Here is a 25,538-nt window from a genome sequence, read left to right as displayed (position 1 = left end):
CGGTTTGCTGAATGGAGAGAAATATGGCTAAAGTTATTGGTATCGATCTGGGAACGACCAACTCCTGCGTCGCCGTCATGGACGGCAAAAGCGCGAAGGTCATTGAGAATGCCGAGGGCGCGCGCACCACGCCTTCCATTATTGCTTTTTCTGAAGGTGACGAACGTCTCGCTGGCCAGCCTGCGAAGCGTCAGGCCGTCACCAACCCGGAAGGCACGCTTTTCGCAGTGAAGCGCCTGATCGGTCGCCGCTTCGACGACCCGATGGTCGCCAAGGACAAGGACCTCGTTCCTTACAAGATCGTCAAGGGCGACAATGGCGATGCATGGGTTGAAACCCATGGCAAGAAATATTCCCCGTCGCAGGTTTCCGCGATGATCCTTCAGAAGATGAAGGAAACGGCTGAATCCTATCTCGGCGAAACCGTTACGCAGGCCGTCATCACGGTTCCGGCCTACTTCAACGACGCCCAGCGTCAGGCCACCAAGGATGCCGGCAAGATCGCCGGTCTTGAAGTGCTGCGCATCATCAACGAGCCGACCGCTGCCGCGCTCGCTTATGGTCTCGACAAGAGCGAAGGCAAGACCATCGCCGTTTATGACCTTGGCGGCGGCACCTTCGACGTGTCGGTTCTCGAAATCGGCGACGGCGTGTTCGAAGTGAAGTCCACCAATGGCGACACCTTCCTCGGCGGTGAAGATTTCGACATGCGTCTGGTCGAATATCTGGTTGCCGAATTCAAGAAGGAAAGCGGCATCGATCTGAAGAACGACAAGCTCGCTTTGCAGCGCCTCAAGGAAGCTGCCGAAAAGGCCAAGATCGAGCTGTCGTCCTCGCAGCAGACCGAAGTGAACCTGCCGTTCATCACCGCCGATGCGACTGGCCCGAAGCATCTGGCCATCAAGCTGTCGCGCGCCAAGTTCGAAAGCCTGGTCGACGATCTCGTCCAGCGCACCGTCGAGCCGTGCAAGGCCGCTCTCAAGGATGCCGGTCTCAAGGCTGGTGAAATCGACGAAGTGGTTCTGGTCGGCGGCATGACCCGCATGCCGAAGATTCAGGAAGTCGTGAAGGCGTTCTTCGGCAAGGAACCGCACAAGGGCGTCAACCCGGATGAAGTCGTCGCCATGGGCGCGGCCATTCAGGGCGGCGTGTTGCAGGGCGACGTCAAGGACGTGCTGCTGCTCGACGTGACCCCGCTTTCGCTCGGCATCGAGACGCTGGGCGGCGTGTTCACGCGCCTGATCGACCGCAACACCACGATCCCGACCAAGAAGTCGCAGACCTTCTCGACGGCTGAGGACAATCAGTCGGCCGTGACGATCCGCGTCTTCCAGGGCGAGCGCGAAATGGCTGCCGACAACAAGATCCTCGGCCAGTTCGACCTCGTTGGCATTCCGCCCGCACCGCGCGGCGTGCCGCAGATCGAAGTGACCTTCGACATCGACGCCAACGGCATTGTCAACGTCTCGGCCAAGGACAAGGGCACCGGCAAGGAACACCAGATCCGCATTCAGGCATCTGGCGGTCTTTCCGACGCCGACATCGAAAAGATGGTCAAGGACGCCGAGGCCAATGCCGACGCCGACAAGAAGCGCCGTGATGCTGTCGAAGCCAAGAATCAGGCTGAAAGCCTCATTCATTCGAGCGAGAAGTCGCTCGCCGAACATGGTGACAAGGTTTCGGCCGACGACAAGAAGGCTATCGAGGACGCAGTCGCAAGCCTCAAGACCGCACTTGAAGGCGACGACGCGGAAGACATCAAGGCAAAGACGCAGGCTCTTGCCGAAGCTTCCATGAAGCTTGGTCAGGCCATGTATGAGGCCGCTCAAGCCGCCGAAGCGGGTGCTGCCGATGGCAGCGAAGAGGCCACGTCGAAGGACGACGTTGTCGACGCCGATTACGAAGAAATCGACGACGACAAGAAAAAGTCGTAAGCCTTGTCCGTGAAGCGTGGGCCCGGGACGTCTCGTCCCGGGCTTTCGCGAATTTTCGGGACGGTTGCACCGGACGGACAGAAACAGCAGGAACAGTCCAGCAAACATGCCGCTTGATCGCAGGCGTGATATGCGGGAAGCAGGACCGTGGAAACGCTACCGTAAAGACGGATGCGATCCGGCCGTCAGGATAACGAACTGATGAAGATCGACTATTACGAAGCTCTGGGTGTTGAAAGAACGGCAGACGAGAAGACGCTGAAATCGGCGTTTCGCAAGCTCGCCATGGAATACCACCCGGACCGCAACCCGGATAATCCGGAAGCTGAACGCAAGTTCAAGGAAATCGGCGAAGCCTATGAAACGCTGAAAGACCCGCAGAAGCGCGCGGCTTACGACCGCTTCGGCCATGCAGCCTTTGAAAATGGCGGCATGGGCAACGGTTTCGGCGGTGGTGGCTTTGGCGGCGCTGGCGGTTTTGCCGATATTTTCGAAGATATTTTCGGCGAGATGATGGGCGGCGGTCGCCGCCGTTCCAATGGCGGTCGCGAACGCGGCGCCGATCTCCGCTACAATATGGAAGTGACGCTGGAAGAGGCTTATGCAGGCAAGACGGCGCAGATTCGCGTGCCGACTTCCATCACCTGCGATGAGTGTTCCGGTTCCGGCGCCAAGGCCGGTTCACAGCCCGTCACCTGCACCATGTGCTCCGGTTCGGGCCGTGTGCGTGCCGCCCAGGGCTTTTTCTCGGTGGAGCGCACCTGCCCGACCTGTAACGGTCGCGGCCAGATCATCAAGGACCCGTGCGGCAAGTGCCATGGCCAGGGCCGCGTGACGCAGGAACGCGCACTGTCGGTCAACATTCCGGCCGGTATTGAAGACGGTACCCGTATCCGTCTTGCCGGAGAAGGCGAAGCCGGTCTGCGCGGCGGTCCATCGGGCGATCTTTATATCTTCCTTTCGGTCAAGCCGCACGAATTTTTCCAGCGTGACGGGGCCGACCTTTACTGCAAGGTGCCGATCTCGATGACGACGGCGGCTCTTGGCGGCCAGTTCGAGGTTTCGACACTCGACGGCACGCAGACGCGGGTAAAGGTTCCCGAAGGTACGCAGAACGCCAAGCAGTTCCGGCTCAAGGGCAAGGGTATGCCGGTCCTGCGCCAGACTGCTATCGGCGATCTTTATATCCAGATCGATATCGAAACGCCGCAGAACCTGTCCAAGCGCCAGCGGGAACTGCTCGAGGAATTCGAAAAACTTTCATCCCAGGAGAACAGTCCGAAATCGGCAGGGTTCTTTTCAAGGATGAAGGAATTTTTTGAAGGTATCGCTGAGTAATAAAGGGAGTCTTTTGGCTCCCTTTTTTGTTCTTTTCCTTATTCACGCCTTGCTTAGGGAATTCAAAGCGTCATAAACTTGTCAGATAACGACGATGGGAGCAACGCGAATGGCAGGACAGCTCGGCAGGAAACTGGCCGCGAAGTTCGATGAGGAAATCCGTTTTTTCAAAGGATGGATGGACGGACCCAAAGCGGTCGGCGCCATTTTGCCCACGAGTTCCATTACTGCCCGCCGCATGGCAAGTGTCATTGATACCGGTTCCGGCCTTCCGGTTCTGGAGCTTGGGCCGGGCACCGGCGTCATCACCAAGGCGATCCTGAATCAGGGCGTGAAGCCTGCCGACCTTTATTCCATCGAATATTCCCACGATTTCGTGGATCACCTCCGCAAGAATTTTCCGGACGTCAATATCATTCAGGGCGATGCCTTCGATCTCGACAGCGCGCTGGGCGATAAGAAGGACCAGAAATTCGATTGCATCATCTCGGCGGTACCATTGCTGAATTTCCCGATGGATCGGCGGGTTCAACTGATGGAAAGCCTGCTTTCGTATATTCCGCGCGGACGGCCGCTGATGCAGATCACCTACGGGCCTCTGCCGCCCGTTCCCGCCGGACGCGGCAATTATGTCGTCCAGCACTATGATTTTGTGGTGCGCAACGTTCCGCCGGCGCAGCTCTGGGTGTATCGCAGCCCGCTCGTTTAGAGCGGGTCGCCTGAGTATGATTGAATGCGACACGCTTTAGATATGCTCGGATTTCCGGCGTGATTGCTCTTTCGCACGGCGTGTTGTTGTGCGAAGAGAGTAAAAATCATCACGGAGACTTTCATGACAACGACAGATTTGCGCGATGAAGCGTCCGGGCGCCTGATCGTGGGCCTCGACGTGCCGACCGTTGCCGAGGCGGAAAAGGTGGTCGAAGAGCTGGGTGATGCCGTTTCATTCTACAAGATCGGGTATCAGCTCGTATTTGCGGGCGGTCTCGACTTCGCAAAAAGCCTTGTGGCCGCGAAGAAGAAGGTTTTCCTCGACATGAAGCTGCTCGATATCGACAACACCATCGCCAAGGGTGTCGAGAATGTCGCCGGAATGGGCGTTTCCATGCTCACTTTGCACGCATATCCAAAGGCGATGCGGGCTGCGGTCGAGGCGGTGCGTGGATCGGACCTCTGTCTTCTGGGCGTCACCGTTCTGACCTCGATGGACGATGCCGATCTGCGCGAGGCCGGTTATTCCGACGATGCGGAAACGCTGGTGCTCAAAAGGGCGCGGCAGGCGCGCGAGGCCGGCATGGGCGGAATCGTTGCCTCCGCTGTGGAAGCGTCTTCCATTCGCGCAGCCATCGGACAGGACATGGCCATCGTGACGCCCGGCATCCGTCCGGCAGGCGCGGAACGCGGCGACCAGAAGCGGGTGATGACTCCGGCCGACGCGTTGAAGGCCGGAGCGAGCCATCTTGTCGTTGCACGCCCGATCGTCGGCGCTTCCGATCGGAAAGCTGCGGCTCTTGCCATTCTGGAAGAAATGCGCTCGGTTGCGTAAGCTGGATTTATAAGGAGGAGAGAAATGCCGAAAGCCTATTGGATCGCCCGCGTGGATGCTTGGGACACTGAGCGCTACAAGGATTATGTTTCCACGGCCAAGCCCGCATTCGAGCGCTATGGCGCGAAGTTTATCGCCCGCGGCGGCAAGGCTGAAGCAGTCGAAGGTCCGGGCCGTGCGCGCAATGTGATCATCGAATTCGAAACGATGCAACATGCGCTCGATTGCTATAATTCACCGGAATATCAGGCGGCGAAGGCGATCCGCCAGACGGTGGCTGACGGCGAAATCATCATTGTCGAAGGTGTTTGAAAACGGGTCCGCGAGGACCCTTTTCATTATGGAGCATTTCCAGAAAAAGTGGAAACCGACTTTGCGTCCGGAAATGCGTAAGACAAAAACTCAAAGCCGGACAGGCGGATCGTGCCGTCCGGACAGCGTCAGATCGAGAAGCAGAACCTTCCCTGCATGGGGATCGGCGCAACGTGCTTCATCGCTAAGCCCTTCGTGAGCGCTGGTGACGACCATCGCCGCAGCCTCCGGTCCAACGAAGGCCGGACAGGATGGTTGCCTGACCGGCAGCGTAATGGAGCGGATCAGGCGCCCCTGCGGTGAGTAGACGTTAAGCGCGCTGCCGCCCCAGCAGGCATTCCACAACAGGCCGTCCGCGTCCACCACCGATCCGTCCATGCCGCCTTCTTCGGTACGATGGTGAAAGACGCTTTTTTCCGAAACAGGCAGGCCGGTTTCCGGGTCGGTATCGACCCGCCAGACGATATTGCAGTCCGTATCGGCGAAATAGGCGATCTTGCCATCCGGCGAAAAGCAGATGGAATTGGTGATGGTAATGCCGGAGAAGAGTTTCTTCACCTGACCTTCGCGATACCACCAGATAGACCCGGCATCCTTCTCTGCCTTTTTGCCCATGGTGCCGATCCAGAACGAGCCGGAAGGGTGTACGCGGGCATCGTTGGAACGGGTGACTTCATTATCCGCCTCCAGCGGATGATGCAGGGTGAGCCGTCCATTGGCGCGTTCGCGGACGAACAGCCCATGCTCGCTGACGATCAATTGTCGTTCTCTGTCGATGACGGCAAGCGCACTGGCCTTCATGCCAAGTTCGTGCACATGGAGTTCGCCGGTGTCCCAGTTCTTTTCCATGAACTTCCGGCCCAGAATATCGAACCACCAGACGGTTCCGCTCAGCGGGTCGTAGCCGGGGCCTTCCCCCAGCACAGCCACGTGGTCGGCAAACAGGGTAGCTTTAACGTCAGTCACCTTATCCTCCCGAAAGCGATTGCACCGAGCATAGACAACAGGCTAAAGCCGATCCAGTTCAACTTGCGCAAATTCGGACAGTCCTGCGGCATGTGGATGGCGAGAAAGGACTATATTGCCCGTTCATTCCGTTTTAGATTTCCAGCAACTTCGAATCGCGAGGAAATCATGGCTCTCAAAGTCGCGGTCCAGATGGACCATATCAGCACGGTGAACATAACGGGCGATACCACTTTCGCCCTCTCGCTTGAAGCGCAGAAGCGCGGTCATGAGCTTTATCATTATACGCCCGACCGGCTGTCCATGCGTGATGGCGTGGTTTCGGCCCGTCTGGAAAAGATGGAAGTGCGCGACGTCAAGGGCGATCATTATACGCTCGGCGAGGCGATCCGCCGCGACCTGTCGGAAATGGATGTGGTTCTGCTGCGTCAGGATCCGCCTTTCGACATGAACTACATCACAACGACCCATCTCCTTGAGCGGATTCACCCGAAAACGCTGGTGGTCAACGATCCGGCCTGGGTGCGCAACAGCCCCGAAAAGATTTTCGTCACTGAATTTCCTGACCTGATGCCGGAAACGCTCATCACCAAGGACCCGCAGGAAGTCCTCGATTTCCGCCGCGAATTCGGTGACATCATCCTGAAGCCGCTTTACGGCAATGGCGGTGCGGGCGTCTTCCATCTGGCGGACGGCGACCGTAATCTGACCTCGCTGCTGGAAATGTTCAGCCAGCTCTTCAGGGAGCCTTTCATCGCCCAGCGTTATCTGAAGGATGTGCGCGCGGGCGACAAGCGCATCATCCTGATCGACGGCGAGCCGGTCGGCGCGATCAATCGCGTGCCTTCGGAAACCGATGCGCGTTCCAACATGCATGTCGGAGGGCGTGCCGAGCAGAGCAAGCTGACGCCGCGTGAACGCGAGATTTGCGAACGCATCGGCCCCTCGCTGAAAGAACGCGGCTTCATTCTGGTCGGCATCGACGTGATCGGCGATTACATGACCGAGATCAATGTCACTTCGCCGACCGGCATCCGTGAAATCCAGCGCTTCGACGGTACCGATATCGCCGCCCTTTTCTGGGACGCCGTGGAAGCCAAGCGATAATTCGTTCCTGTAACGTTCTTGCAGTTGCGTCTCGCATATGCTTAACTCCGTAAGTTGTGTGTGAGCTTGTGCTCACTTAATAGCTGTAAAGCGTGGCGAGCGGGGGCATATGGTCGCGCGGGTTGGAACGGTCGCATTTCAGGGCATAGAGGCGGTAGCCGTCGACGTCCAGGTCATGGTCGCGCCGGGCAAGATGGGCATGTCCATTGTCGGCTTGCCGGACAAGGCCGTTGCCGAAAGCCGGGAGCGTGTGCAGGCGGCATTGCACGCGTCCGGCCTTTCCATGCCGACCAAGCGTGTAACGGTCAATCTTGCTCCGGCTGATCTGCCGAAGGAGGGGTCGCATTACGATCTCCCCATTGCCCTAGGCCTGATGGCCGCCATCGGCGCCATTCCGGCGGATGCGATCCGGTCCTATCTCGTTTTGGGCGAATTGTCGCTCGATGGTTCGATAACCTCCGTAGCGGGGGTGCTCCCGGCTGCCATTGGCGCGAACCGTGAAGAAAAAGGGCTTATCTGTCCACATGCCTGCGGGCCGGAAGCGGCCTGGGCGGGCGCCGACATAGACATATTGGCGCCGCGCAGCCTGATTGCCCTTGCCAATCATTTTCGCGGAACGCAGGTCCTGACCCGGCCGGAACCGTCCATGCGCGTTACCGGCGAAGCGGAACTGGACATCGCGGATATCAAGGGGCAGGAGACGGCCAAACGTGCGCTCGAAATCGCTGCGGCCGGAAATCACAATCTGCTTTTGGTTGGGCCGCCTGGATCGGGCAAGTCCATGCTGGCGTCACGCTTGTCGTCCATTCTGCCGCGTCTTTCTCCGCGTGAATTGCTCGACGTTTCCATGATTGCCTCGATTGCCGGCGAGCTCTCGGGTGGAAAATTGTCGGATCGCAGGCCGTTTCGCGCCCCGCATCACTCCGCGTCCATGGCGGCAATGGTTGGCGGCGGATTGCGCGCGCGTCCCGGCGAGGTTTCCCTTGCTCATAATGGTGTGCTTTTTCTGGACGAGTTTCCGGAATTTTCGCCGCAAGTGCTGGATTCCTTGCGTCAACCGCTCGAAACCGGCGAATGCCTGATCGCCCGCGTCAATCACCGCACCAGCTATCCGGCGCGTTTCCAGTTGGTCGCTGCCATGAACCCCTGCCGCTGCGGCATGGCGGGCGAGCCGGGGCATGTCTGTGCGCGCGGTCCTCGCTGCCAGACCGACTATCAGGCCCGCATTTCCGGCCCGCTTCTCGACCGTATCGATCTGCGTGTGGACATGCCGGCCGTTTCCGCTTTCGACCTTATCAAGCCGTCCCGATCGGAAACGAGCGAGACGGTTGCCTTGCGCATTGCCCGTGCGCGAGCTATCCAGGCCGCACGCTATGCGGCGCTTGGTTTCGAACCGTCGCTGACCAATGCCTATTGTTCGGCAAAACTGATCGAGGAAGTCGCGGCACCAGATGCGGCTGGCCTGAAGCTTTTGCGCGATGCGAGTGAACAGATGCGTTTTTCCGCCCGCGCCTATCATCGGATATTGAAGGTAGCACGCACGCTGGCCGATCTGGAGGCAAGCGACAAGGTAGGCCGTATTCATCTGGCCAGCGCTATTTCCTATCGCATGGGTGCGGACAGGCTGGTCTCCGCAGCCTGACCGCAGTTGCGATGGTTCATCAGGATTGGAAAGGTTCCTGTTTCAATCATTGGAACCACTTTAGATAGCGATGCGCAAAGCCCCACCATCTATATAATACGTGTCTCCCGAAAGTCGGACCGCCTACATGGGGAAATCAGCCCACTGGACTGATCCCCAGTCCCGCTTAGATGGGGTAAAGACATCCGTTCATATCCCGAAAGTAACCAAGCCGTTCTCATCGATGGCCCAGGCGGGGTTCCAGGCAATTTCCCATGCGTGATCGTCTGGATCGGCGACATAGCCGCGGAAACCGCCATGGATCGGCGCATCCGCCGGGCGCAAAATCCGGCCTCCTGCCTCAACCAGTCGCTCCATCAGCGGCACCACATCCGCTTTCCGTTCCACATTATGCGCAAGCGAAAAAGCGCCCGGCTGCAAAAGACCGGAGCGGTTCATATCGGTTTCAAGCGAGGATTTCAGGAATGTGCCGAGGACGAAGCCGTTCATCTGGTAGAAGATGATTTCCTCGTTCTGGAAAACCGGCGTCCAGCCGAAACCCTCGACATAGAAGCGACGCGAACGTTCCAGATCGCTAATGCCGAGCGTGATGACGGAGATTTGCTGTTTCATGACCAAGACCTCTTGTTCTCCGCTGCACCATTGCACCGGAGTAAAGGCCAAGGGACTCGACGCATTGCCGAAAGGCAGTCGCTGCGAAGGCCAGGACCCGCTTTGAAGCGGGGATCGGGCTAACCGCACCGATCTCTCCTTTTTAGACCGGGAATGAATAGCACATTCCAGACCGGGGTTCAAAAGCTGATTGGAGAAAATCCGGCGTTTGGGCAGCTCCTGTTTCGACGGAAAGGTCGGAAGCGCTAAAACGCCTTGATCCTACTGCACGGAGCCGACCAGAAGATTGTCCGGAGCCTCGATCGTGACCCATCGACCGGTATCATTGGCCGCCTGACGCTTCAGATAGGTGTAATCTGTTTCGTTCCAGCGCATGACTTCATCGGTCAGGTTGTCGAGAACAAAATCGCCGCGGTCGGTGCGAACAGTCAGGACTGCATGGCCTTCGCCATCCGGCTTGCGCACGACAGTGATCAGAAGATCGGTGAGTGGAATACCGGCGCGCTGCAATTCGCGTTGCTTCAAAAGCACGTAATCTTCACAGTCGCCAACCGTGGTCGGGTAGGCCCAATATTCCTCGACGCCGTAGATTTCCATATCGGTCATCGGCTTGATGCTTTCATTGACCAGAAGGTTGATCTGCACAATGTTTTGCCAGTTGGCCTGGTTGAGGTGCAATGCACGTGTGCTGCGGCTGACGGTTCCGCATTCCTTCGGTTCGCGCTTGCAGAATTCATAATGCCCGATCGGCTGCGAGGTCAGCCTGCCAGTCTGCATGAAGTCATCTGAAGCGGCTTCAGCACCGAAGCTTGCCATCAGCAGCGACGCCATGAAGGCGGCGGCTGCCATAATCTTTGTGGTCGAGCGGACAACGCAAAACATACTCAACGCCCTTTGACTCTCACCGTAATCATTTATTAACGAAACGTTAAAATCTGAAACAGTCCGGAGTCAATTCGGTTCGCCGCGCAGCCGCCCGACTTCTTAATTAATGGTTAATGCGTGCGGTGCGGGAATATGCAATTTTAGGTTGATTTCGATCATTGTGAAGCGGTACTTCGGACGACAAGCTACTGCCGTCCGTCGGTATAAGGTGGTCAAGACTTACGGCAGGTTGTCAAAGCGCGATATGGGCAAGATACAAAACCTTGGCCAGACCTGGAGCTTGGGCGGGATGAGTCGCAATTGGCCTTACAGGTTTACAGCCGCGTGAAGCAGACTTTCGTGTGACCGGCGCCGATAAAGCCGAGGCGCCTTGCAGCCCCCTTCGACAGGTCAAGCACACGTCCCTTGATGAATGGGCCGCGGTCATTGATGCGCACAACGAGCGACTTGCCGTTCCGCTGATTGGTGACTTTGACCCTGCTGCCGAGCGGCAGGGTACGGTGCGCTGCGGTCAGTCCAGCGGGATTCATGCGTTCGCCCGAAGCCGTGCGGGAAGTGAGGGCGTACCAGGAGGCACCGCCGCATTGCTGTGCTGAAGCCTCGATTGCGGTGGCCGCGAGAAGGCCGGTTGCCGCAACGGCAAGCATAGCCATACGGGTCTTGAAGTTCATGCCATATCCAATAGTTGTTGACGGGGTGTCCTGCAATGTTCACTGAGAATTACAACCGCGAACTGGAATCTAAATATGGCGATGGCGTGGTCGGAATGAGAATAATATGCGATTGTTGAATTTGACTAGTTTAAGGAAAATCATCCTATACTAATAGTTGTTTACTTTATGGTGAAGGAATGAGGGAGTAATATTTTGAAAAGTTCCATTATGTTTCTGTGGATTCGGTTGCGATTCGTTAGGATTCCGTGAAAGGCTTTTTTCGCCCGGTATTTTTCTCCGTATCGACATGAAAATTGTTTGCGGAGCCGGGAGCGGCTGGTGCTGCCGCTGCAATTTTCATTTGTAGGGCAAGTTTTTACGCATGGTGGCAAAGTTGACAAAATGGGGCCATTTTGCGGCGGATATGCAATCAAAGGGTGTATTTCCCGCTTTCTGCTCCGACGCAAAACTTGTCCGCAGGCCCGATTGGCCGTGCGTTGACATTTCTTTGACTGCGGCAAGCCTCCACGAAAGCCAGAAAACCCTGCTATAAACGTGCGGATCGGACCACGGAAAACCAATGCAGAACCAGCCGGAAACAGACAGGAGCGAGAGCGCCATGCCCGCAATTTCGGTGGGCAGGCGGGCGCTTTACCTGTGTCTTGGTTTTCTTATGCTGGGCCTCGGTATTGTCGGCGCCTTTCTGCCGGTCATGCCGACTACGATCTTCATCATATTTGCGGCATGGTTCTTTGCGCGGTCTTCACCCAGACTGGAGGCACGCCTTCTCTCCGACAGGCGTTTCGGCCCGCTGGTCGTGAAATGGCGCGAGCGGGGCGCCATCCCGCCCAATGCCAAGCTTTATGCCTGTCTTGGCATGGTTGTAGGCTATGGCCTGTTCTGGTGGGGGGCAAACCCCGGCTGGCCGCTGGCGGCTGCGGTGACGCTCTTCATGGTTGGGTCCGCCGTTTATGTACTGTCGCGCCCGAGCGAATGAGGGGCGCCTTGGCATCACGGATTCTCAAGATGAATCCTTCGCCGGTTCGGCGAGCGGCAAAACCCCACAAAATTACTGACGGGCCGCTCTGTTACAGAGCTGTAAAATTACTGTCATATGACTGTAATATAGAGCGCGTAGAGGGCTAGTGACGCCACTTCGTCCTATGTCTTCATACAACAGGAGCCGCAGCTCATGAACAAGATGATTTCCTCAACCGCAGCGCTTGCCATCGCTGCCGTTTTGTCGGTTTCCGCCGCCCAGGCGCGCGATCAGATTCAGGTTGCCGGTTCCTCGACCGTTCTGCCTTATGCAAAGATCGTTGCCGAGACCTTCGGTGAAACCTATCCGAACTTCAAGACGCCAGTCGTCGAATCGGGCGGTTCGGGCGCTGGCATCAAGGAATTCTGCAAGGGCGTCGGTGAAAACACCATCGATATCGCCAACGCATCGCGCGCCATGAAGGGCTCCGAACTGAAGTCCTGCATCGACGCCGGCGTCAAGGACGTTCAGGAAGTGCGCTTCGGCTATGACGGCATCGTCTTCGCCACCGACGCAAAGGGTCCGGACTGGAAGCTGAAGCCGGAAGACGTCTACAAGGCGCTCGCTGCCAAGCTCGTTGTGGACGGCAAGCTCGTCGACAATCCGAACGCCAAGTGGAACCAGGTCAATCCGAACCTGCCGGATTGGGACATTGCTGCCTATATTCCGGGCGAAAAGCACGGCACCCGTGAAGTTTTCGAAGAGAAGGTTCTGGCCGACGGCTGCGAGCATTCGGGCGCCCTCGAAGAACTCAAGAAGACCGGCCTTGACGACAAGGCTGCCGCTTCCGCCTGTATCGCAGTGCGCAAGGACGGCAAGGCCGTCGATATCGACGGTGACTATGCCGAAACCCTCGCTCGCATCGACTCCAACAAGACCGGCGTTGGCGTTTTCGGCCTCTACTTCTTCGAAAACAACGCCGACAAGCTGAAGGTCGCCACAGTCAACGACGTGACGCCGTCGGCTGCGACCGTCGCTTCGGGCGAATATCCGGTTTCGCGTCCGCTGTTCTTCTACGTGAAGAAAGCTCACCTCGGCGTTATTCCGGGTCTGAAGGAATATGTCGAATTCTTCCTCAACGACCAGATGATCGGTCCTGACGGCCCGCTCGCCGAATACGGTCTGGTTCCGGCTCCCGATGCCGAACGTGAAGCACAGCGTGCTGCCTTCACCGAAGGCAAGACGATGGCTGCGAAGTAAATTTTAATCTGTGGAACGCGGGGATGACCAATCTCCGCGTTCTTCTCCTTTCGCGCTGCTGTATTAAGACAGACGTAATCGCGCGGGACGGCCGGGATGAAACTGCATCTTGAAACCGATCCGCATTCATTCGTTACTACAGTACAGCCTATGGCAACCGGGGAAATTGAATGTCGTTCTTTCTGGTTCTCGTCAGCATCGTTGCAATCGGGCTGATCGGATTCTTCATAGGCAGGCAGCGCGCCATTGCATTGGACAAGGCGCAATCTGCTTCCGTGCAAGGCTCACCGACCGAAAAAATGCATTCCCGCCCGCATTATCATGGCTGGTGGGTTTTCCTCGTTTCCGCGTTGCCTGCCATTCTGTTTCTGGCCGTATGGGCCGTTGGGGCTTCGGTTTATCTCGATCACGGCGCGGCTGCTCGCTTGCCCGGTAACGTCGAGGGTGGCTCCTACACCAATCGCAGTCTCCAGCTTGGCATGATTCGCGGCCTTGCCGGTGGGCTTGAGCGCCTGACGCCGACCGAGCTGGAGAACTTCCCGTCGAACTATCAGGATGCCCGCTCGCTTCTGGCAGGCAAGGGGGTGGCCCTTGCGACCGAGGGCCAGGATTACATGGTGCCGATCGCACTGTATCTGAAGAACGGGGCCGATCTGACCCATACGATCGGTTCCGTGGTCGCTCTGGTGATCGCCATTGCAGGCCTGGTCTTCGGTTTGTCGACGATCAGCCGCCGTATGCGCGCGCGCAACAACGTCGAGCGTATCGTTCTTTGGGGTCTGATCGCTGCGTCCGGCATCGCCATTCTGACCACCGTCGGCATCATCTTGTCGATGCTGTTCCAGACCATCAGCTTCTTCCAGTCCGTTTCGCCTTGGGATTTCTTCTTCGGCACCGTCTGGGACCCGCGTTTTGCCGCTGCCGGTTCCGGCGGCGAAACGGGTCAGTTCGGCCTGATCCCGCTTCTGGCAGGCACGCTCTACATCGCCCTCGTGGCCATGCTGTTCGCCGTACCGGTCGGGCTGTTCTCGGCAATCTATATGTCGGAATATGCATCGCCGGGCGTTCGTACCGTCGTCAAGCCGGTTCTGGAGCTGCTCGCCGGCATCCCGAGTATCGTTTACGGCTTCTTCGCCCTTGTGACCGTCGGTCCCTTCCTCCGCGATCTCTCGATGGCGATCGGAGGCGGGCAGGGTTTCATCATGGCGCAAAGCGTGCTGACGGCCGGTCTCGTCATGGGCGTGATGCTGATCCCCTTCGTTTCCTCGCTGTCCGATGATATCATCACTGCCGTTCCGCGCTCGCTGCGCGACGGTTCGCTGGGCCTTGGCGCGACGCGTTCCGAGACGATCAAGCGCGTCGTCCTTCCGGCTGCACTGCCGGGCATCGTCGGCGCGCTTCTCATGACCGCATCGCGTGCCATCGGGGAAACCATGATCGTGGTTCTCGCCGCTGGCGTGGCGGCCCGCATCAACATCAATCCGTTCGAGGCGATGACCACCATCACGGTGAAGATCGTCAACCAGCTCACGGGCGACCTTGAATTCAACTCGCCCCAAACGCTGGTGGCCTTTGCGCTCGGCATCACGCTTTTCGTCCTGACGCTGATCATGAATATCTTTGCGCTGCACATCGTGCGCAAGTACCGGGAGCAGTACGAATAATGACCGATACGACCTTCAACGCCAGCGGGGCGGCCATACAGCCGAAACGCCGCGATATCGGGCTGAAACGCCGCTATGCCGCCGAACGTCGCTTCCGTTATTACGGTATCGCCGCGATTGCCATCGGTGTGTTCTTCCTCTGCGCGCTTCTGTTCGCGGTCTTTTCCAAGGGCTATACCGCCTTCTGGCAGACCACGCTTTATCTGCCGGTCAAGCTTGACCAGCAGGTTATCGATCCGGGCAACAAGCGCGCGACCGACCCCAATGTTTTGATCACGGCCAACTATCCGCTGTTGGTGCGCAATGCGCTTGCCGAAAAGCTCGGTGTCGCAAAGACGGACCGTCCGGCAATGCGCGATCTCGGGCGTTTCTATTCGGACAGCGTGCGGGTCCAGTTGCGTCGGATGATCATGGACGATCCCGCGATCGTCGGGACCACACAGACGGTTCCGGTTCTGACGGGCGCGGATATCGATTCCGCCTTCAAGGGACAGATCGATCTTTCTGTTCCCGAAACAAGCCGCAAGGTTTCCGACCGTCAGGTCGGCTGGATGAAGACGCTCTCTGAAGAAGGCGTCATGAAGGAAGCCTTCAACACTGGCCTGTTCAGCTTCGGCGCATCCAGCCGTCCTGAAACCTCGGGTCTCGGCGTGGCGCTGGCCGGTTCGCTCTATATGATGCTGATCGTTCTCGGCCTGTCCCTGCCGATTGGTGTGGCGGCCTCGATCTATCTGGAGGAGTTCGCCAGGAAAAACCGGTTTACGGACATGATCGAGGTGAACATCAACAACCTCGCGGCCGTTCCCTCCATCGTGTTCGGTCTTCTCGGTCTGGCGGTGTTCATCAACTTCTTCGGCCTGCCGCGTTCGGCTTCACTGGTTGGCGGTCTGGTTCTCACGCTTATGACGCTGCCCACGATCATCATCGCAACGCGAGCAGCCCTTCGCGCCGTGCCGCCGTCGATCCGCGCCGCAGCACTTGGGCTCGGTGCCTCCAAGACGCAGATGGTATTCCACCATGTCCTGCCGCTCGCCGCACCCGGCATCCTGACCGGAACGATCATCGGTCTTGCCCAGGCGCTGGGCGAAACCGCGCCGCTCCTGCTGATCGGCATGGTCGCCTTCGTTGCCGATGTGCCGTCCACGCCGATGGACCCGGCGACGGCGCTGCCGGTACAGATTTATATGTGGGCCAATGAAGCGGAACGCGCCTTTGTGGAACGCACATCCGGCGCTATCATTGTCCTGCTTCTGTTCCTGGCCGTGATGAATATTGCAGCAATTATTCTGCGCCGCCGCTTCGAGCGCCGCTGGTAAAACGGGAGTCGAACGCTATGAATCTGATGACTGAACGATCTCTCGAGAAAGCCGTAGGAGAAAAAATGAACGCCAACGCCAATTCCATAAAGATGCGCGGCGACAAGGTCTGCGTTTTTTATGGCGAGAAGCAGGCCCTGTTCGACGTCGACCTGGACATTCAGGAAAAACAGGTCACGGCGCTGATCGGCCCTTCCGGTTGTGGCAAATCCACCTTCCTGCGTTCGCTCAACCGCATGAACGACACCATCGAGGGCTGCCGCGTGGGCGGCAGGATCACGCTCGACAGTGAAGATATCTACGACCCGAAGATCGATGTCGTTGAACTGCGCGCACGGGTCGGCATGGTGTTCCAGAAGCCGAATCCGTTTCCGAAGTCGATTTATGAAAACGTCGCTTACGGCCCTCGCATTCACGGTCTGGCCCGCACCAGGGCCGATCTTGAGGAAATCGTGGTGACGAGCCTCCAGAAGGCTAGCCTCTTCGAGGAAGTGAAGGACCGTCTGCACGATGCGGGCACGGGTCTTTCCGGTGGTCAGCAGCAGCGCCTTTGCATTGCGCGTGCCATTGCCGTCAGCCCGGAAGTCATCCTGATGGATGAGCCTTGTTCGGCGCTCGATCCGATTGCGACCGCCAAGGTGGAGGAGCTGATCGACGAACTGCGGCAGAACTACACGATCGTGATCGTAACGCACTCCATGCAGCAGGCCGCGCGTGTTTCGCAGCGTACCGCCATGTTCCACCTCGGCAATCTGGTCGAAGTAGGCGAGACGGAAACGATCTTCACCGCTCCGACAGAGAAACGTACGCAGGACTATATCACGGGACGCTTCGGCTGATCCGGTTCAGCGCCCAAACAGATAGACAGTGCGGCTTCCCCGCAATTTATATTACGAGGTCTACTATGCCGTCTCAGCATACCGTTCGCTCCTACGATGAGGAATTGAAGTTTCTCACCCATAAGATCGCCGAAATGGGCGGACATGCGGAACGTATGGTCGAACAATCGGTCGCCGCTATCGTCAATGCGGACAACGCGCTCGCGCAGCGCGTCATCTCCGACGATCTCATTCTCGACGCAAGCGAGCGCGAGATCGACGACAAGGCCGTCATGATCATCGCCAAGCGCCAGCCCATGGCCGTGGACCTGCGCGAGATCATCGGTTCGATCCGCATCTCCGCCGATCTGGAACGCGTGGGCGATCTGGGCAAGAACATTGCCAAGCGCGTTGCCGCGGTTTCGGAATCGCGCCAGCCCGTAAAGCTCTATCGCGGCCTGGAGACGCTGGCGGAACTGGCGCTGACCCAGCTCAAGGAAGTGCTCGACGCCTATGCGTCGCGTTCAGTGCAGCAGATCAATGTCGTCCGCGACCGCGACGACGAGATCGATGCGATGTACACGTCGCTGTTCCGCGAATTGCTGACTTACATGATGGAAGATCCGCGCAATATTTCCGCGTGCACGCATCTTCTGTTCTGCGCCAAGAACATCGAACGTATCGGCGATCATGCAACCAATATTGCAGAGACCGTTTACTACATCGTCACCGGCCTGCAGATGGCGGCCGAGCGACCGAAGGAAGACCTGAGCCATGGCATTATCGTGGATGAGGCGCGCAAACCCTGAACCAGACCGTTTCGACGGCTGAGAAAGAGTGACTGGTGCGGCGGTGCGTGGCCGATTGAGGGGGGATTGTATCCGCTGCTCGCCAAATTTGGATAGGGAAATACTGGATGTCACAGGCACCCAAAATCGCTGTGGTCGAAGACGAGGAAGCGCTCAGCGTCCTGCTTCGCTATAACCTTGAGGCGGAGGGCTATCAGGTCGATACGATGCTGCGCGGCGATGAAGCCGAAGTCGCCTTGCGGGAGAACGTGCCCGACCTGCTTATTCTGGACTGGATGCTTCCGGGCGTATCCGGCATCGAGCTTTGCCGCCGCCTGCGTCAGTGGTCCGAAACCGAGCGCCTTCCCATCATCATGCTGACGGCGCGCGGGGAGGAAAGCGAACGCGTCCGGGGATTGAGTGTCGGTGCGGACGATTATGTGGTGAAGCCCTTCTCGACGCCGGAGCTTCTGGCTCGCGTCAAGGCGATGCTTCGCCGCTCCAATCCGAGCATTCTGTCCCATGTTCTGAAGGTGGGCGATCTGGTCCTCGACCGCCAGCAGCATCGCGTCTATCGCAAGGACAAGGAGGTTCGTCTTGGACCGACGGAATTCCGCCTGCTGGAATATTTCATGATGTCTCCCGGCCGCGTTTTCTCGCGTAGCCAGCTTCTGGACAGTGTCTGGGGACCGGATATTTATGTCGATGACCGCACCGTGGATGTCCATGTCGGGCGACTGCGCAAGGCGATCAATGTCGGTCGTGCGCTCGATCCGATCCGCACTGTTCGCGGCGCCGGTTATTCCTTCGGCTGATTTATTCGCCAGTCGGAAAAAGACGATCGTTTGTCTGCCCGCCGCGGTCTCCGCGGCGGGTTTTTTCGTCGGTGAACGATATCGTGCGTGAGAATCGGTTCGGTGAAGTTTTCCCCTTCAGCCTTCGAAACTGCCGCTGAATGTGCATTCTCACGCGATGTTACGCTCGTGTCTCCAAAGTTGAAATCGAGCAACGGAACCCATGGCCCGGTAGAATTTTTGCAGTTTATTCCGGGAGCGCATACGAAGCGGCCCAGCATTGGCAAGAAAAAGCGAATTAAGGCGATGATGTGATTGGTATTGCGAAATTTTGAATGCTGACAAATCAAGAGCTTACAGGAAATGATGATTATCGTTAAGAAATTGTTAATATATTTAAAGGGTTTGTGTGCAAGATCGCGATTACGATTCGCAGTTGTTTCTGGATTTTTTGACGGACCCTGGCATAGTCGGGATTTGACCCTTCGCCTTTTTTTGGCCTAAAAATTCCAAAACCTTGAATTCGATTGAGCGACAGTAAGACGGTTGATTTGGACTTCGTCCTCTTTGACTTGTACGGCAGCCGGTATTCGCTGGGTGTCCGGCTGTATCAGTTAAGGGTCCTGACATGAGATTGAGCCATTGACGCGCGCCGCTAAGTGGAAATTGCCCGTTCTTGTCGGGCTGGTGGTTGCGCCTTTCGTGGTGACCGGTTGCACGACGACCGGAAGCACGGGCAAAGCCAATGTGGAGAAGACGGCGGCTAGCCACGTCAAGACCCTCAATGGCGTGAAAACCTACACATATACACCGCGCGACAGGGAATGCCTTGAACGCGCGATGTTCTTCGAATCCAACCGTTCGAGTTCCGACGGCCTGGTGGCTGTCGGCACGGTTGTCATGAATCGTCTCGCTTCAGGTCGTTATCCGGATACGATTTGCGGTGTCGTCGGTCAGAAGAACCAGTTTGCGCCGGGCGTTCTCAGCCGGAAAATGAATTCCAGGGCGCTGCCGGACGTGCAGGCGGCGGCCGATGCGGTGCTGAAGGGCAAGCGTCATCCAAAGCTCAGGAACGCCATGTTCTTCCACACGGCGGGCCTGAAATTCCCCTACAGGAATATGCACTATGTGCTCGTTGCCGGCGGCAATTCCTTCTACGAGAAGCGCAATCGCGACGGCTCGTTGCAAAATCCGGTGCCGCAGGAACCGTATAACCTTGCCCTTGCCTATTCGCCGCAGTCCCCTTCCATGCCGCAGGACCCGTCCTATGATGTGACCCTGCCGCAGGTCGGACCCGTTCCGGGAACGGAGCCGACCGTTCAGATGGCGCTGGCCGAAGCCGCGAAAACCGGGAGCCTGCAGCAGAACGACGGTTCCGGTCCGCAGGCGCGCGGCGACCGTCTGGCGCGTCATCGCGATGTTTCCGCCGGTCGTTCGTCGGAACAGCATGTGCAGGTCGCATCCTATCAGCCGAATTTCGATACATCCGCACCGCAGGCCGCGTCGCTCGGCTATGCTCCCGCCAGCCAGAAGCAGGTCGATGCCATCGGCGCGCTTCTTCTGTCGCAGAATCGTCCCGAAGCGCCGCTATAAGCTGCTTGGCGATGATGAAATGAAATTGGAACGCCGGTCCGGTTTAGTCGGACCGGCGTTTTCTTTGCCGGTCATGCGGCGGGAAAGCCCATCGGCGTGGCGTTTGGCAGCGCGTTTCAGGGGCGATAGACCGGCCGATAGATCACCATCGGTCGATCATAAAAATCCATCTGGTTTTGCCACGCCCGGCGGTCGGCTCTACGATCCAGGTCGAGCCGCATGAGGCAGTTGGCGAACGCGTCGGTTCTGGCCTTGAAGCCATAGCTTCGGCAGGTCTGTTCGTCGGCGGCACGACGCTGCTCGGGCGTCATGGTCGTGCAGCCTGCGAAAAAGCCCATAGCGCCAAGCAAGATAAGCATTTTCCTGTTCATCGATATTGCTTTCTTCATGCAGATGACCGCGCAGTTACTATAGCACGATGCGCAGACTCAACAGGTTCGGAAAAAAGATGGTGAAATCGTGCCATCTGGTAAACTGCTGGTGATTCTGTCCCGAAAAGGTTTCCGCCCATGGCCCATGAAAAGCTCCCTCCCGTCATCGACCCGGTAAAACTCGAACGTCTGGCGGAAGTCGCCGTTCGCGTCGGTCTGCAATTGCGGGAAGGGCAGGACCTGGTCATCACCGCGCCGGTCGTGGCTCTGCCGTTGGTTCGCCTTATAGCCAAACATGCCTATAAGGCGGGAGCCGGTCTGGTGACGCCGTTCTTCGCTGATGACGACATCACGCTTGCGCGATACGAAAATGCGCCGGATGCGAGCTTCGACCGCGCGGCGGGCTGGCTCTATGAAGGCATGGCGGAAGCCTATCGCAATGGCGCGGCCCGCCTTGCGATAGCCGGGGACAATCCGATGCTGCTTTCGACGCAGGACGCGGCCAGGGTTTCGCGCGCCAACCGCGCCAATTCAAGGGCCTACCAGCCTGCGCTTGAGAAAATCGCCGGTTTCGACATCAACTGGAACATTGTGTCCTACCCAAATCCGGCCTGGGCGAAGCTCATGTTCCCCAACGAGCCGGACGATATCGCGACCCGCAAGCTTGCCGACGCCATTTTTGCGGCTTCGCGTGTCGATGTCGAAGATCCGGTTGGCGCCTGGGCGGCGCATAATGCTGCGCTTCGCACCCGCACCCGTTTTCTGAACGGCAAGACCTACAGCGCCCTGCACTTCAAGGGGCCGAATACCGACCTGACCGTCGGGCTGGCTGATGGCCATGAGTGGCACGGCGGCGCTTCGACGGCCAAGAACGGCATTACCTGCAATCCGAATATTCCGACGGAGGAAGTGTTCACCACGCCTCATGCGTTGCGTGTCGATGGCTATGTGACGAGCACCAAGCCGCTTTCGCATCAGGGTACGCTGATCGAGAATATCGCGGTGCGTTTTGAAGATGGACGTATTGTCGAGGCAAAGGCAAGTCGCGGCGAGGAAGTGCTTTCCAAGGTACTCGACACGGACGAAGGAGCGCGCAGGCTGGGCGAAGTGGCGCTGGTGCCGCATTCCTCGCCGATCTCGCAGAGCGGTCTGCTGTTCTACAACACGCTGTTCGATGAAAACGCGGCAAGCCATATCGCGCTCGGCCAGTGCTATTCGAAATGCTTCATCGACGGGGCCAGGCTGACGCCGGAACAGATAAAGGCGCAGGGCGGAAATTCGAGCCTCATCCATATCGACTGGATGATCGGGTCGGGTGAGATCGATGTCGATGGCGTCAACGCCGATGGCAGCCGCGAACCGGTGATGCGCGGCGGCGAATGGGCGAACTGATAAGCATGGATAACACCCGATGGATTATCTTCGTCGGGTTTTGCTTGTCGCGGCATGATTTCTGATTTACCCGGTTGCGCATGAAGATACTTGCGCTTGATACCGCCGCTTCCTGGTGCGCCGCCGCCGTTTACGATACCGCTCGCAATGTCGTCATTGCCGATGTGAGCGAGAATATCGGCAAGGGCCATGCCGAAGTGCTGATGGAATATGTCGAGCGGGCCATGAACGAGGCGAAGCTTTCGCTGCGCGACATGGACCGGGTGGCGGTCAATATCGGGCCGGGATCATTTACCGGCGTGCGCATCGGCGTCTCCGCCGCGCGCGGCTTCGCCCTGGCGCTCGGCGTTCCTGTAATCGGGATCACCGCCTTCGAGGCGCTGGCTGCGGAAACGTCTATCGCCTTGCCGGAACGGCCCGTGCTTGTCCTTCTCGACGCCCATCGCGGCGAGATTTACGCGCAAGGGTTCGACGCGCAGGGCCTGCCGCAATCGAAGCCTGCGGTCCTGTCGCGGGAAGAAGCGGAGGCGCTGGTCGCGTCTTTGGCCGAGGGCACTGTTCTTGCGGGTTCCGCTGCCAGTGCTATCAATGAAGCTGCTGGCGGAAAGTTCGCTTTGGGCTCACCGGAGCCGACAGCAAAAGCCGGAACCTATGCGCGTCTGGCGGGAATAGGAGAGCCGGGCGAGGCACCGAAGCCGCTATACATGCGCGGCCCCGACGCCAAGCCACAGCTCGGTTTTGCCCTGCCGCGCAAGCCTGCCGGAGAATAGCGGATGATTGGCTTGGCGTTCGGCCGCTTCGGTCGCAGACAGGTGTCGGTGGAGCCGCTCGGCGTGCAGGATAGCCAGGCGATCCAGCGCATTCACGCCACCGCTTTTCATCATGGCTGGAGTTCCGACGATTTCCGGTCTCTGATCGGGCAGAATACGGTTTTCGGCTTTGTCGCCCGTCCCGAAGGCAAGCCGAATGAAGCTTGCGGTTTCGTGCTGGCGCGGCTGGTGGCGGGCGAGGCGGAAATTCTCACCATCGCCGTCGCCCGCGATGCGCAACGACAGGGCATCGGGCGTATGCTTATGGATGCGGTGTTGCGCCACCTCTATCAGGAGCGGGCCGAGACGCTTTTTCTGGAAGTGGACGAGGCGAATATTGCCGCGCAGACACTTTACCGCCGCCTCGGCTTCCAGAAAGTCGGCGACCGCCCTGCCTATTATGAAACGGCGAACGGGCGTTCGGCGGCCCTGATCCTGCGGCGTGATTTGAAGAGGGCGCAATGATCGGCGCCATCAGAATATTTCTGGTCGTGGCGGCCATGGTCGCGCTCAGCCTGTCGCTGATTCCCGTTCAATATCTGTTTCTGAAACTGAAGAATGGCTGGAAGCGCCGCCTGCCGAACTTCTTCCATCGCGTTGTGGCGCGCTTGTTCGGTTTCCGCATCAGGACCGTTGGCCAGATGCATGAAGGGCGTCCGCTCCTTCTCGTCGCCAATCACACGTCATGGAGCGACATCGTCGTTCTGTCGGCTGTGGGGCAGGTGTCCTTCATTGCCAAGTCTGAAGTGCGCGATTGGCCAGTCTTCGGCATGTTCGCCGTTTTGCAGCGCACCGTTTTCGTGGAGCGCGAGCGGCGCGGCAAGACAGGTGAGCAAACCTCCGAGATCGCAAGGCGTCTCGCCACGGACGACGCGATGGTGCTGTTTCCCGAAGGCACGACTTCGGACGGCAATCGGGTGCTGCCGTTCAAGACCGCGCTTTTCGGCGCGGCCCATGCGGCGATCCGGGAAGCAGGTGTGCCGGAGGTCGCGGTGCAGCCGGTGGCGATTGCCTATACCGGCGTGCATGGCATGGCCATGGGTCGCTATCACCGCCCCATAGCGTCCTGGCCGGGCGATGTCGAACTGATGCCGCATCTGAAGGGAATCCTGCGTGAAGGCGCCGTCGATGTGGAGGTACGCTTCGGTGAGCCGGTCGTGGTTACCGCTGCAACCGACCGCAAGATGCTCGCCCGCACCATGGAAAGCCGGGTGCGTGCGCTTCTGCAAAGCGCGCTTCTCGGGCGGGAGATTCCGGAAGCTTGAACAGCCGGGAATATTGCTGCCTTCCAAAATGGCGGCAAAAGCTGTAGATAGCCCCGCATGAGCGACACGATCCCCGATACCGAACCGCAGGCAGAGCGTCCAAACACCCGTAAGGTTTTCGTCAAAACCTATGGCTGCCAGATGAACGTTTACGACAGCCAGCGCATGGCCGACAGCCTTGCCGCGGAAGGCTATGTCGCGACCGACACGCCGGACGATGCCGATCTGGTTCTGCTCAACACTTGCCATATTCGCGAAAAAGCATCGGAAAAGCTCTATTCCGCGCTGGGTCGCCTGCGCAAGATGAAGCACAAGCGGGCTGAGAACGGCAAGGAACTGACCATCGGGGTTGCGGGCTGCGTCGCACAGGCCGAGGGTCAGGAAATCCTGCGCCGCGCGCCCAATGTCGATCTGGTCATCGGGCCGCAGACCTATCATCGTCTGCCCAATGCGCTGGCGCGGGTGCGCGGTGGCGAGAAGGTCGTTGAAACCGAATATGCTCTTGAAGACAAATTCGAGCATCTGCCGTCGCCGAAGCGCGAAGAAACCCGCAGGCGCGGCGTTTCGGCTTTCCTGACGGTGCAAGAAGGCTGCGACAAGTTCTGCACCTTCTGCGTGGTGCCCTATACGCGCGGTTCGGAAGTCTCGCGCAGCGTGAAGCAGATCGTTGCGGAAGCCGAAAAGCTTGCCGATGGCGGCGTGCGCGAACTGACGCTGCTCGGCCAGAACGTCAATGGCTGGCACGGCGAGGGCGAGGACGGTCGCGAATGGGGGCTGGGCGAGCTTCTGTTCCGCCTTGCGCGCATTCCCGGTATTGCGCGCCTGCGTTACACCACCAGCCATCCGCGCGACATGGATGACAGCCTGATTGCCGCGCATCGCGATCTGCGGCAACTGATGCCCTATCTGCACTTGCCCGTGCAGTCCGGTTCCGACCGGATTCTCAAGGCCATGAACCGCCGCCACAAGGCGGACGAATATCTGCGCCTGATCGAACGTATTCGGGTCGTTCGCCCGGACATGGCGCTGTCTGGCGATTTCATCGTTGGTTTTCCCGGCGAGACCGACCAGGATTTCGAGGATACGATGAAACTGGTCCGTGAGGTCAATTACGCGCAGGCCTATTCGTTCAAATATTCGCCGCGTCCGGGCACGCCGGGCGCCGATCTGCCCGACCATGTGGAGGAAGCCGTAAAGGACGAGCGCCTCCAGCGCCTTCAGGCACTCCTGTCCGAACAGCAATATGCCTTCCAGGATTCCATGATCGGGCGCGAGATGGATGTGCTGCTCGAAAAGCCGGGTCGTGAGGCTGGCCAGATGGTGGGGCGTTCGCCGTGGCTTCTGCCGGTGATCGTCGATGACAATGCGGATCAGGTCGGTGACATCATTTCTGTTAAAATTACATCGACCGGCACCAATAGTCTTGTTGCGCAAAAACTTGGGTGAAGGCATGATGAACGCAGGGCAGATGTTTCGGCGCGTTGATCTTTTGCC

The 25,538-nt window shown here is 58.5% G+C and carries 25 protein-coding genes; 20 read left to right on the top strand and 5 right to left on the bottom strand.

Annotation, left to right across the window (positions count from 1 at the left end; all coding sequences use genetic code 11):
* Positions 1 to 23 precede the first annotated feature (23 nt).
* From dnaK to FHS76_RS01235, 5 genes are all read left to right on the top strand, one after another.
* Positions 24 to 1,934 carry a molecular chaperone DnaK gene (dnaK, locus tag FHS76_RS01255; protein WP_183646888.1) on the top strand — a complete coding sequence of 637 codons (1,911 nt, stop codon included), beginning with the start codon at positions 24 to 26 and terminating at the stop codon, positions 1,932 to 1,934.
* A gap of 201 nt (positions 1,935 to 2,135) precedes the next feature.
* Positions 2,136 to 3,272: a molecular chaperone DnaJ gene (gene dnaJ, locus FHS76_RS01250; protein ID WP_183646886.1), complete on the top strand. Its 1,137-nt coding sequence runs from the start codon at positions 2,136 to 2,138 to the stop codon at positions 3,270 to 3,272.
* A gap of 109 nt (positions 3,273 to 3,381) precedes the next feature.
* The gene (gene pmtA, locus FHS76_RS01245; RefSeq protein ID WP_183646884.1) at positions 3,382 to 3,981 is read left to right on the top strand and encodes a phospholipid N-methyltransferase PmtA; all 600 of its coding nucleotides are present in this window, start codon (positions 3,382 to 3,384) and stop codon (positions 3,979 to 3,981) included.
* A 123-nt stretch (positions 3,982 to 4,104) separates the two neighbouring features.
* Complete coding sequence (pyrF, locus tag FHS76_RS01240; RefSeq protein ID WP_183646882.1) at positions 4,105 to 4,818, top strand: orotidine-5'-phosphate decarboxylase; 714 nt, start codon at positions 4,105 to 4,107, stop codon at positions 4,816 to 4,818.
* A 24-nt stretch (positions 4,819 to 4,842) separates the two neighbouring features.
* Positions 4,843 to 5,130: a DUF1330 domain-containing protein gene (locus tag FHS76_RS01235; RefSeq protein WP_183646879.1), complete on the top strand. Its 288-nt coding sequence runs from the start codon at positions 4,843 to 4,845 to the stop codon at positions 5,128 to 5,130.
* 90 nt (positions 5,131 to 5,220) lie between these two features.
* Here the strand turns inward: FHS76_RS01235 and FHS76_RS01230 are convergent, their stop codons facing one another.
* Positions 5,221 to 6,096, bottom strand: coding sequence for an SMP-30/gluconolactonase/LRE family protein (locus FHS76_RS01230; RefSeq protein WP_183646877.1), 876 nt, complete (start codon positions 6,094 to 6,096; stop codon positions 5,221 to 5,223).
* A gap of 168 nt (positions 6,097 to 6,264) precedes the next feature.
* Here FHS76_RS01230 and gshB point away from each other — a divergent pair, with 168 nt between their 5' ends.
* Entirely contained in the window at positions 6,265 to 7,203 is a 939-nt protein-coding gene (gshB, locus tag FHS76_RS01225) for a glutathione synthase (RefSeq protein ID WP_183646875.1), read from the top strand.
* Between the two features lie 109 nt (positions 7,204 to 7,312).
* Entirely contained in the window at positions 7,313 to 8,845 is a 1,533-nt protein-coding gene (locus tag FHS76_RS01220; RefSeq protein ID WP_183646872.1) for a YifB family Mg chelatase-like AAA ATPase, read from the top strand.
* Between the two features lie 189 nt (positions 8,846 to 9,034).
* Here FHS76_RS01220 and FHS76_RS01215 read toward each other — a convergent pair whose 3' ends face one another.
* The 3 genes from FHS76_RS01215 to FHS76_RS01205 form a co-directional block, all read right to left on the bottom strand.
* Complete coding sequence (locus tag FHS76_RS01215; protein ID WP_183646868.1) at positions 9,035 to 9,457, bottom strand: VOC family protein; 423 nt, start codon at positions 9,455 to 9,457, stop codon at positions 9,035 to 9,037.
* Positions 9,458 to 9,718: 261 nt separating this feature from the next.
* The gene (locus FHS76_RS01210; RefSeq protein ID WP_183646865.1) at positions 9,719 to 10,339 is read right to left on the bottom strand and encodes a transglutaminase-like cysteine peptidase; all 621 of its coding nucleotides are present in this window, start codon (positions 10,337 to 10,339) and stop codon (positions 9,719 to 9,721) included.
* Positions 10,340 to 10,656: 317 nt separating this feature from the next.
* On the bottom strand, positions 10,657 to 11,013 hold the full coding sequence (locus FHS76_RS01205) for a septal ring lytic transglycosylase RlpA family protein (protein WP_183646862.1): 357 nt from the start codon (positions 11,011 to 11,013) through the stop codon (positions 10,657 to 10,659).
* Between the two features lie 562 nt (positions 11,014 to 11,575).
* Between FHS76_RS01205 and FHS76_RS01200 the strand changes: the two genes are divergently transcribed.
* From FHS76_RS01200 to FHS76_RS01165, 8 genes are all read left to right on the top strand, one after another.
* On the top strand, positions 11,576 to 11,992 hold the full coding sequence (locus tag FHS76_RS01200; protein WP_183646859.1) for a YbaN family protein: 417 nt from the start codon (positions 11,576 to 11,578) through the stop codon (positions 11,990 to 11,992).
* Between the two features lie 195 nt (positions 11,993 to 12,187).
* A complete protein-coding gene (locus FHS76_RS01195; RefSeq protein ID WP_183646856.1) occupies positions 12,188 to 13,234 on the top strand; it encodes a PstS family phosphate ABC transporter substrate-binding protein in 1,047 nt (348 codons plus the stop codon).
* 170 nt (positions 13,235 to 13,404) lie between these two features.
* Positions 13,405 to 14,898, top strand: coding sequence for a phosphate ABC transporter permease subunit PstC (pstC, locus tag FHS76_RS01190; RefSeq protein ID WP_183646853.1), 1,494 nt, complete (start codon positions 13,405 to 13,407; stop codon positions 14,896 to 14,898).
* On the top strand, positions 14,898 to 16,214 hold the full coding sequence (gene pstA, locus FHS76_RS01185; protein ID WP_183646850.1) for a phosphate ABC transporter permease PstA: 1,317 nt from the start codon (positions 14,898 to 14,900) through the stop codon (positions 16,212 to 16,214). The genes pstC and pstA overlap by 1 nt, the downstream gene beginning before the upstream one ends.
* A 65-nt stretch (positions 16,215 to 16,279) precedes the next feature.
* Complete coding sequence (pstB, locus tag FHS76_RS01180; RefSeq protein ID WP_235992526.1) at positions 16,280 to 17,053, top strand: phosphate ABC transporter ATP-binding protein PstB; 774 nt, start codon at positions 16,280 to 16,282, stop codon at positions 17,051 to 17,053.
* A gap of 65 nt (positions 17,054 to 17,118) precedes the next feature.
* Positions 17,119 to 17,841: a phosphate signaling complex protein PhoU gene (gene phoU / locus FHS76_RS01175; RefSeq protein WP_183646845.1), complete on the top strand. Its 723-nt coding sequence runs from the start codon at positions 17,119 to 17,121 to the stop codon at positions 17,839 to 17,841.
* Between the two features lie 107 nt (positions 17,842 to 17,948).
* On the top strand, positions 17,949 to 18,635 hold the full coding sequence (phoB, locus tag FHS76_RS01170) for a phosphate regulon transcriptional regulator PhoB (protein ID WP_183646842.1): 687 nt from the start codon (positions 17,949 to 17,951) through the stop codon (positions 18,633 to 18,635).
* 621 nt (positions 18,636 to 19,256) lie between these two features.
* Complete coding sequence (locus FHS76_RS01165) at positions 19,257 to 20,207, top strand: cell wall hydrolase (RefSeq protein ID WP_183646840.1); 951 nt, start codon at positions 19,257 to 19,259, stop codon at positions 20,205 to 20,207.
* 116 nt (positions 20,208 to 20,323) lie between these two features.
* On the opposite strand, the gene FHS76_RS01160 is transcribed toward FHS76_RS01165, so the two are convergent.
* A complete protein-coding gene (locus FHS76_RS01160) occupies positions 20,324 to 20,584 on the bottom strand; it encodes a hypothetical protein (RefSeq protein WP_183647465.1) in 261 nt (86 codons plus the stop codon).
* Between the two features lie 132 nt (positions 20,585 to 20,716).
* On the opposite strand from FHS76_RS01160, the gene FHS76_RS01155 reads away from it, so the two are divergent.
* From FHS76_RS01155 to miaB, 5 genes are all read left to right on the top strand, one after another.
* Complete coding sequence (locus FHS76_RS01155; protein ID WP_183646837.1) at positions 20,717 to 21,970, top strand: aminopeptidase; 1,254 nt, start codon at positions 20,717 to 20,719, stop codon at positions 21,968 to 21,970.
* Positions 21,971 to 22,050: 80 nt separating this feature from the next.
* Positions 22,051 to 22,740, top strand: a complete 690-nt coding sequence (gene tsaB / locus FHS76_RS01150) for a tRNA (adenosine(37)-N6)-threonylcarbamoyltransferase complex dimerization subunit type 1 TsaB (protein WP_183646834.1) — start codon at positions 22,051 to 22,053, stop codon at positions 22,738 to 22,740.
* Between the two features lie 3 nt (positions 22,741 to 22,743).
* On the top strand, positions 22,744 to 23,244 hold the full coding sequence (gene rimI / locus FHS76_RS01145; RefSeq protein ID WP_183646832.1) for a ribosomal protein S18-alanine N-acetyltransferase: 501 nt from the start codon (positions 22,744 to 22,746) through the stop codon (positions 23,242 to 23,244).
* Positions 23,241 to 24,044: a lysophospholipid acyltransferase family protein gene (locus FHS76_RS01140; protein ID WP_183646830.1), complete on the top strand. Its 804-nt coding sequence runs from the start codon at positions 23,241 to 23,243 to the stop codon at positions 24,042 to 24,044. Before rimI ends, FHS76_RS01140 begins: the two co-directional genes overlap by 4 nt.
* Before the next feature lie 57 nt (positions 24,045 to 24,101).
* Positions 24,102 to 25,490: a tRNA (N6-isopentenyl adenosine(37)-C2)-methylthiotransferase MiaB gene (gene miaB, locus FHS76_RS01135; RefSeq protein ID WP_183646827.1), complete on the top strand. Its 1,389-nt coding sequence runs from the start codon at positions 24,102 to 24,104 to the stop codon at positions 25,488 to 25,490.
* Positions 25,491 to 25,538: the final 48 nt, after the last annotated feature.

It is taken from the genome of Brucella daejeonensis, from assembly GCF_014199265.1.
Classification (GTDB): domain Bacteria; phylum Pseudomonadota; class Alphaproteobacteria; order Rhizobiales; family Rhizobiaceae; genus Brucella; species Brucella daejeonensis.
This window is presented reverse-complemented; position numbering and strand designations above follow the sequence as displayed.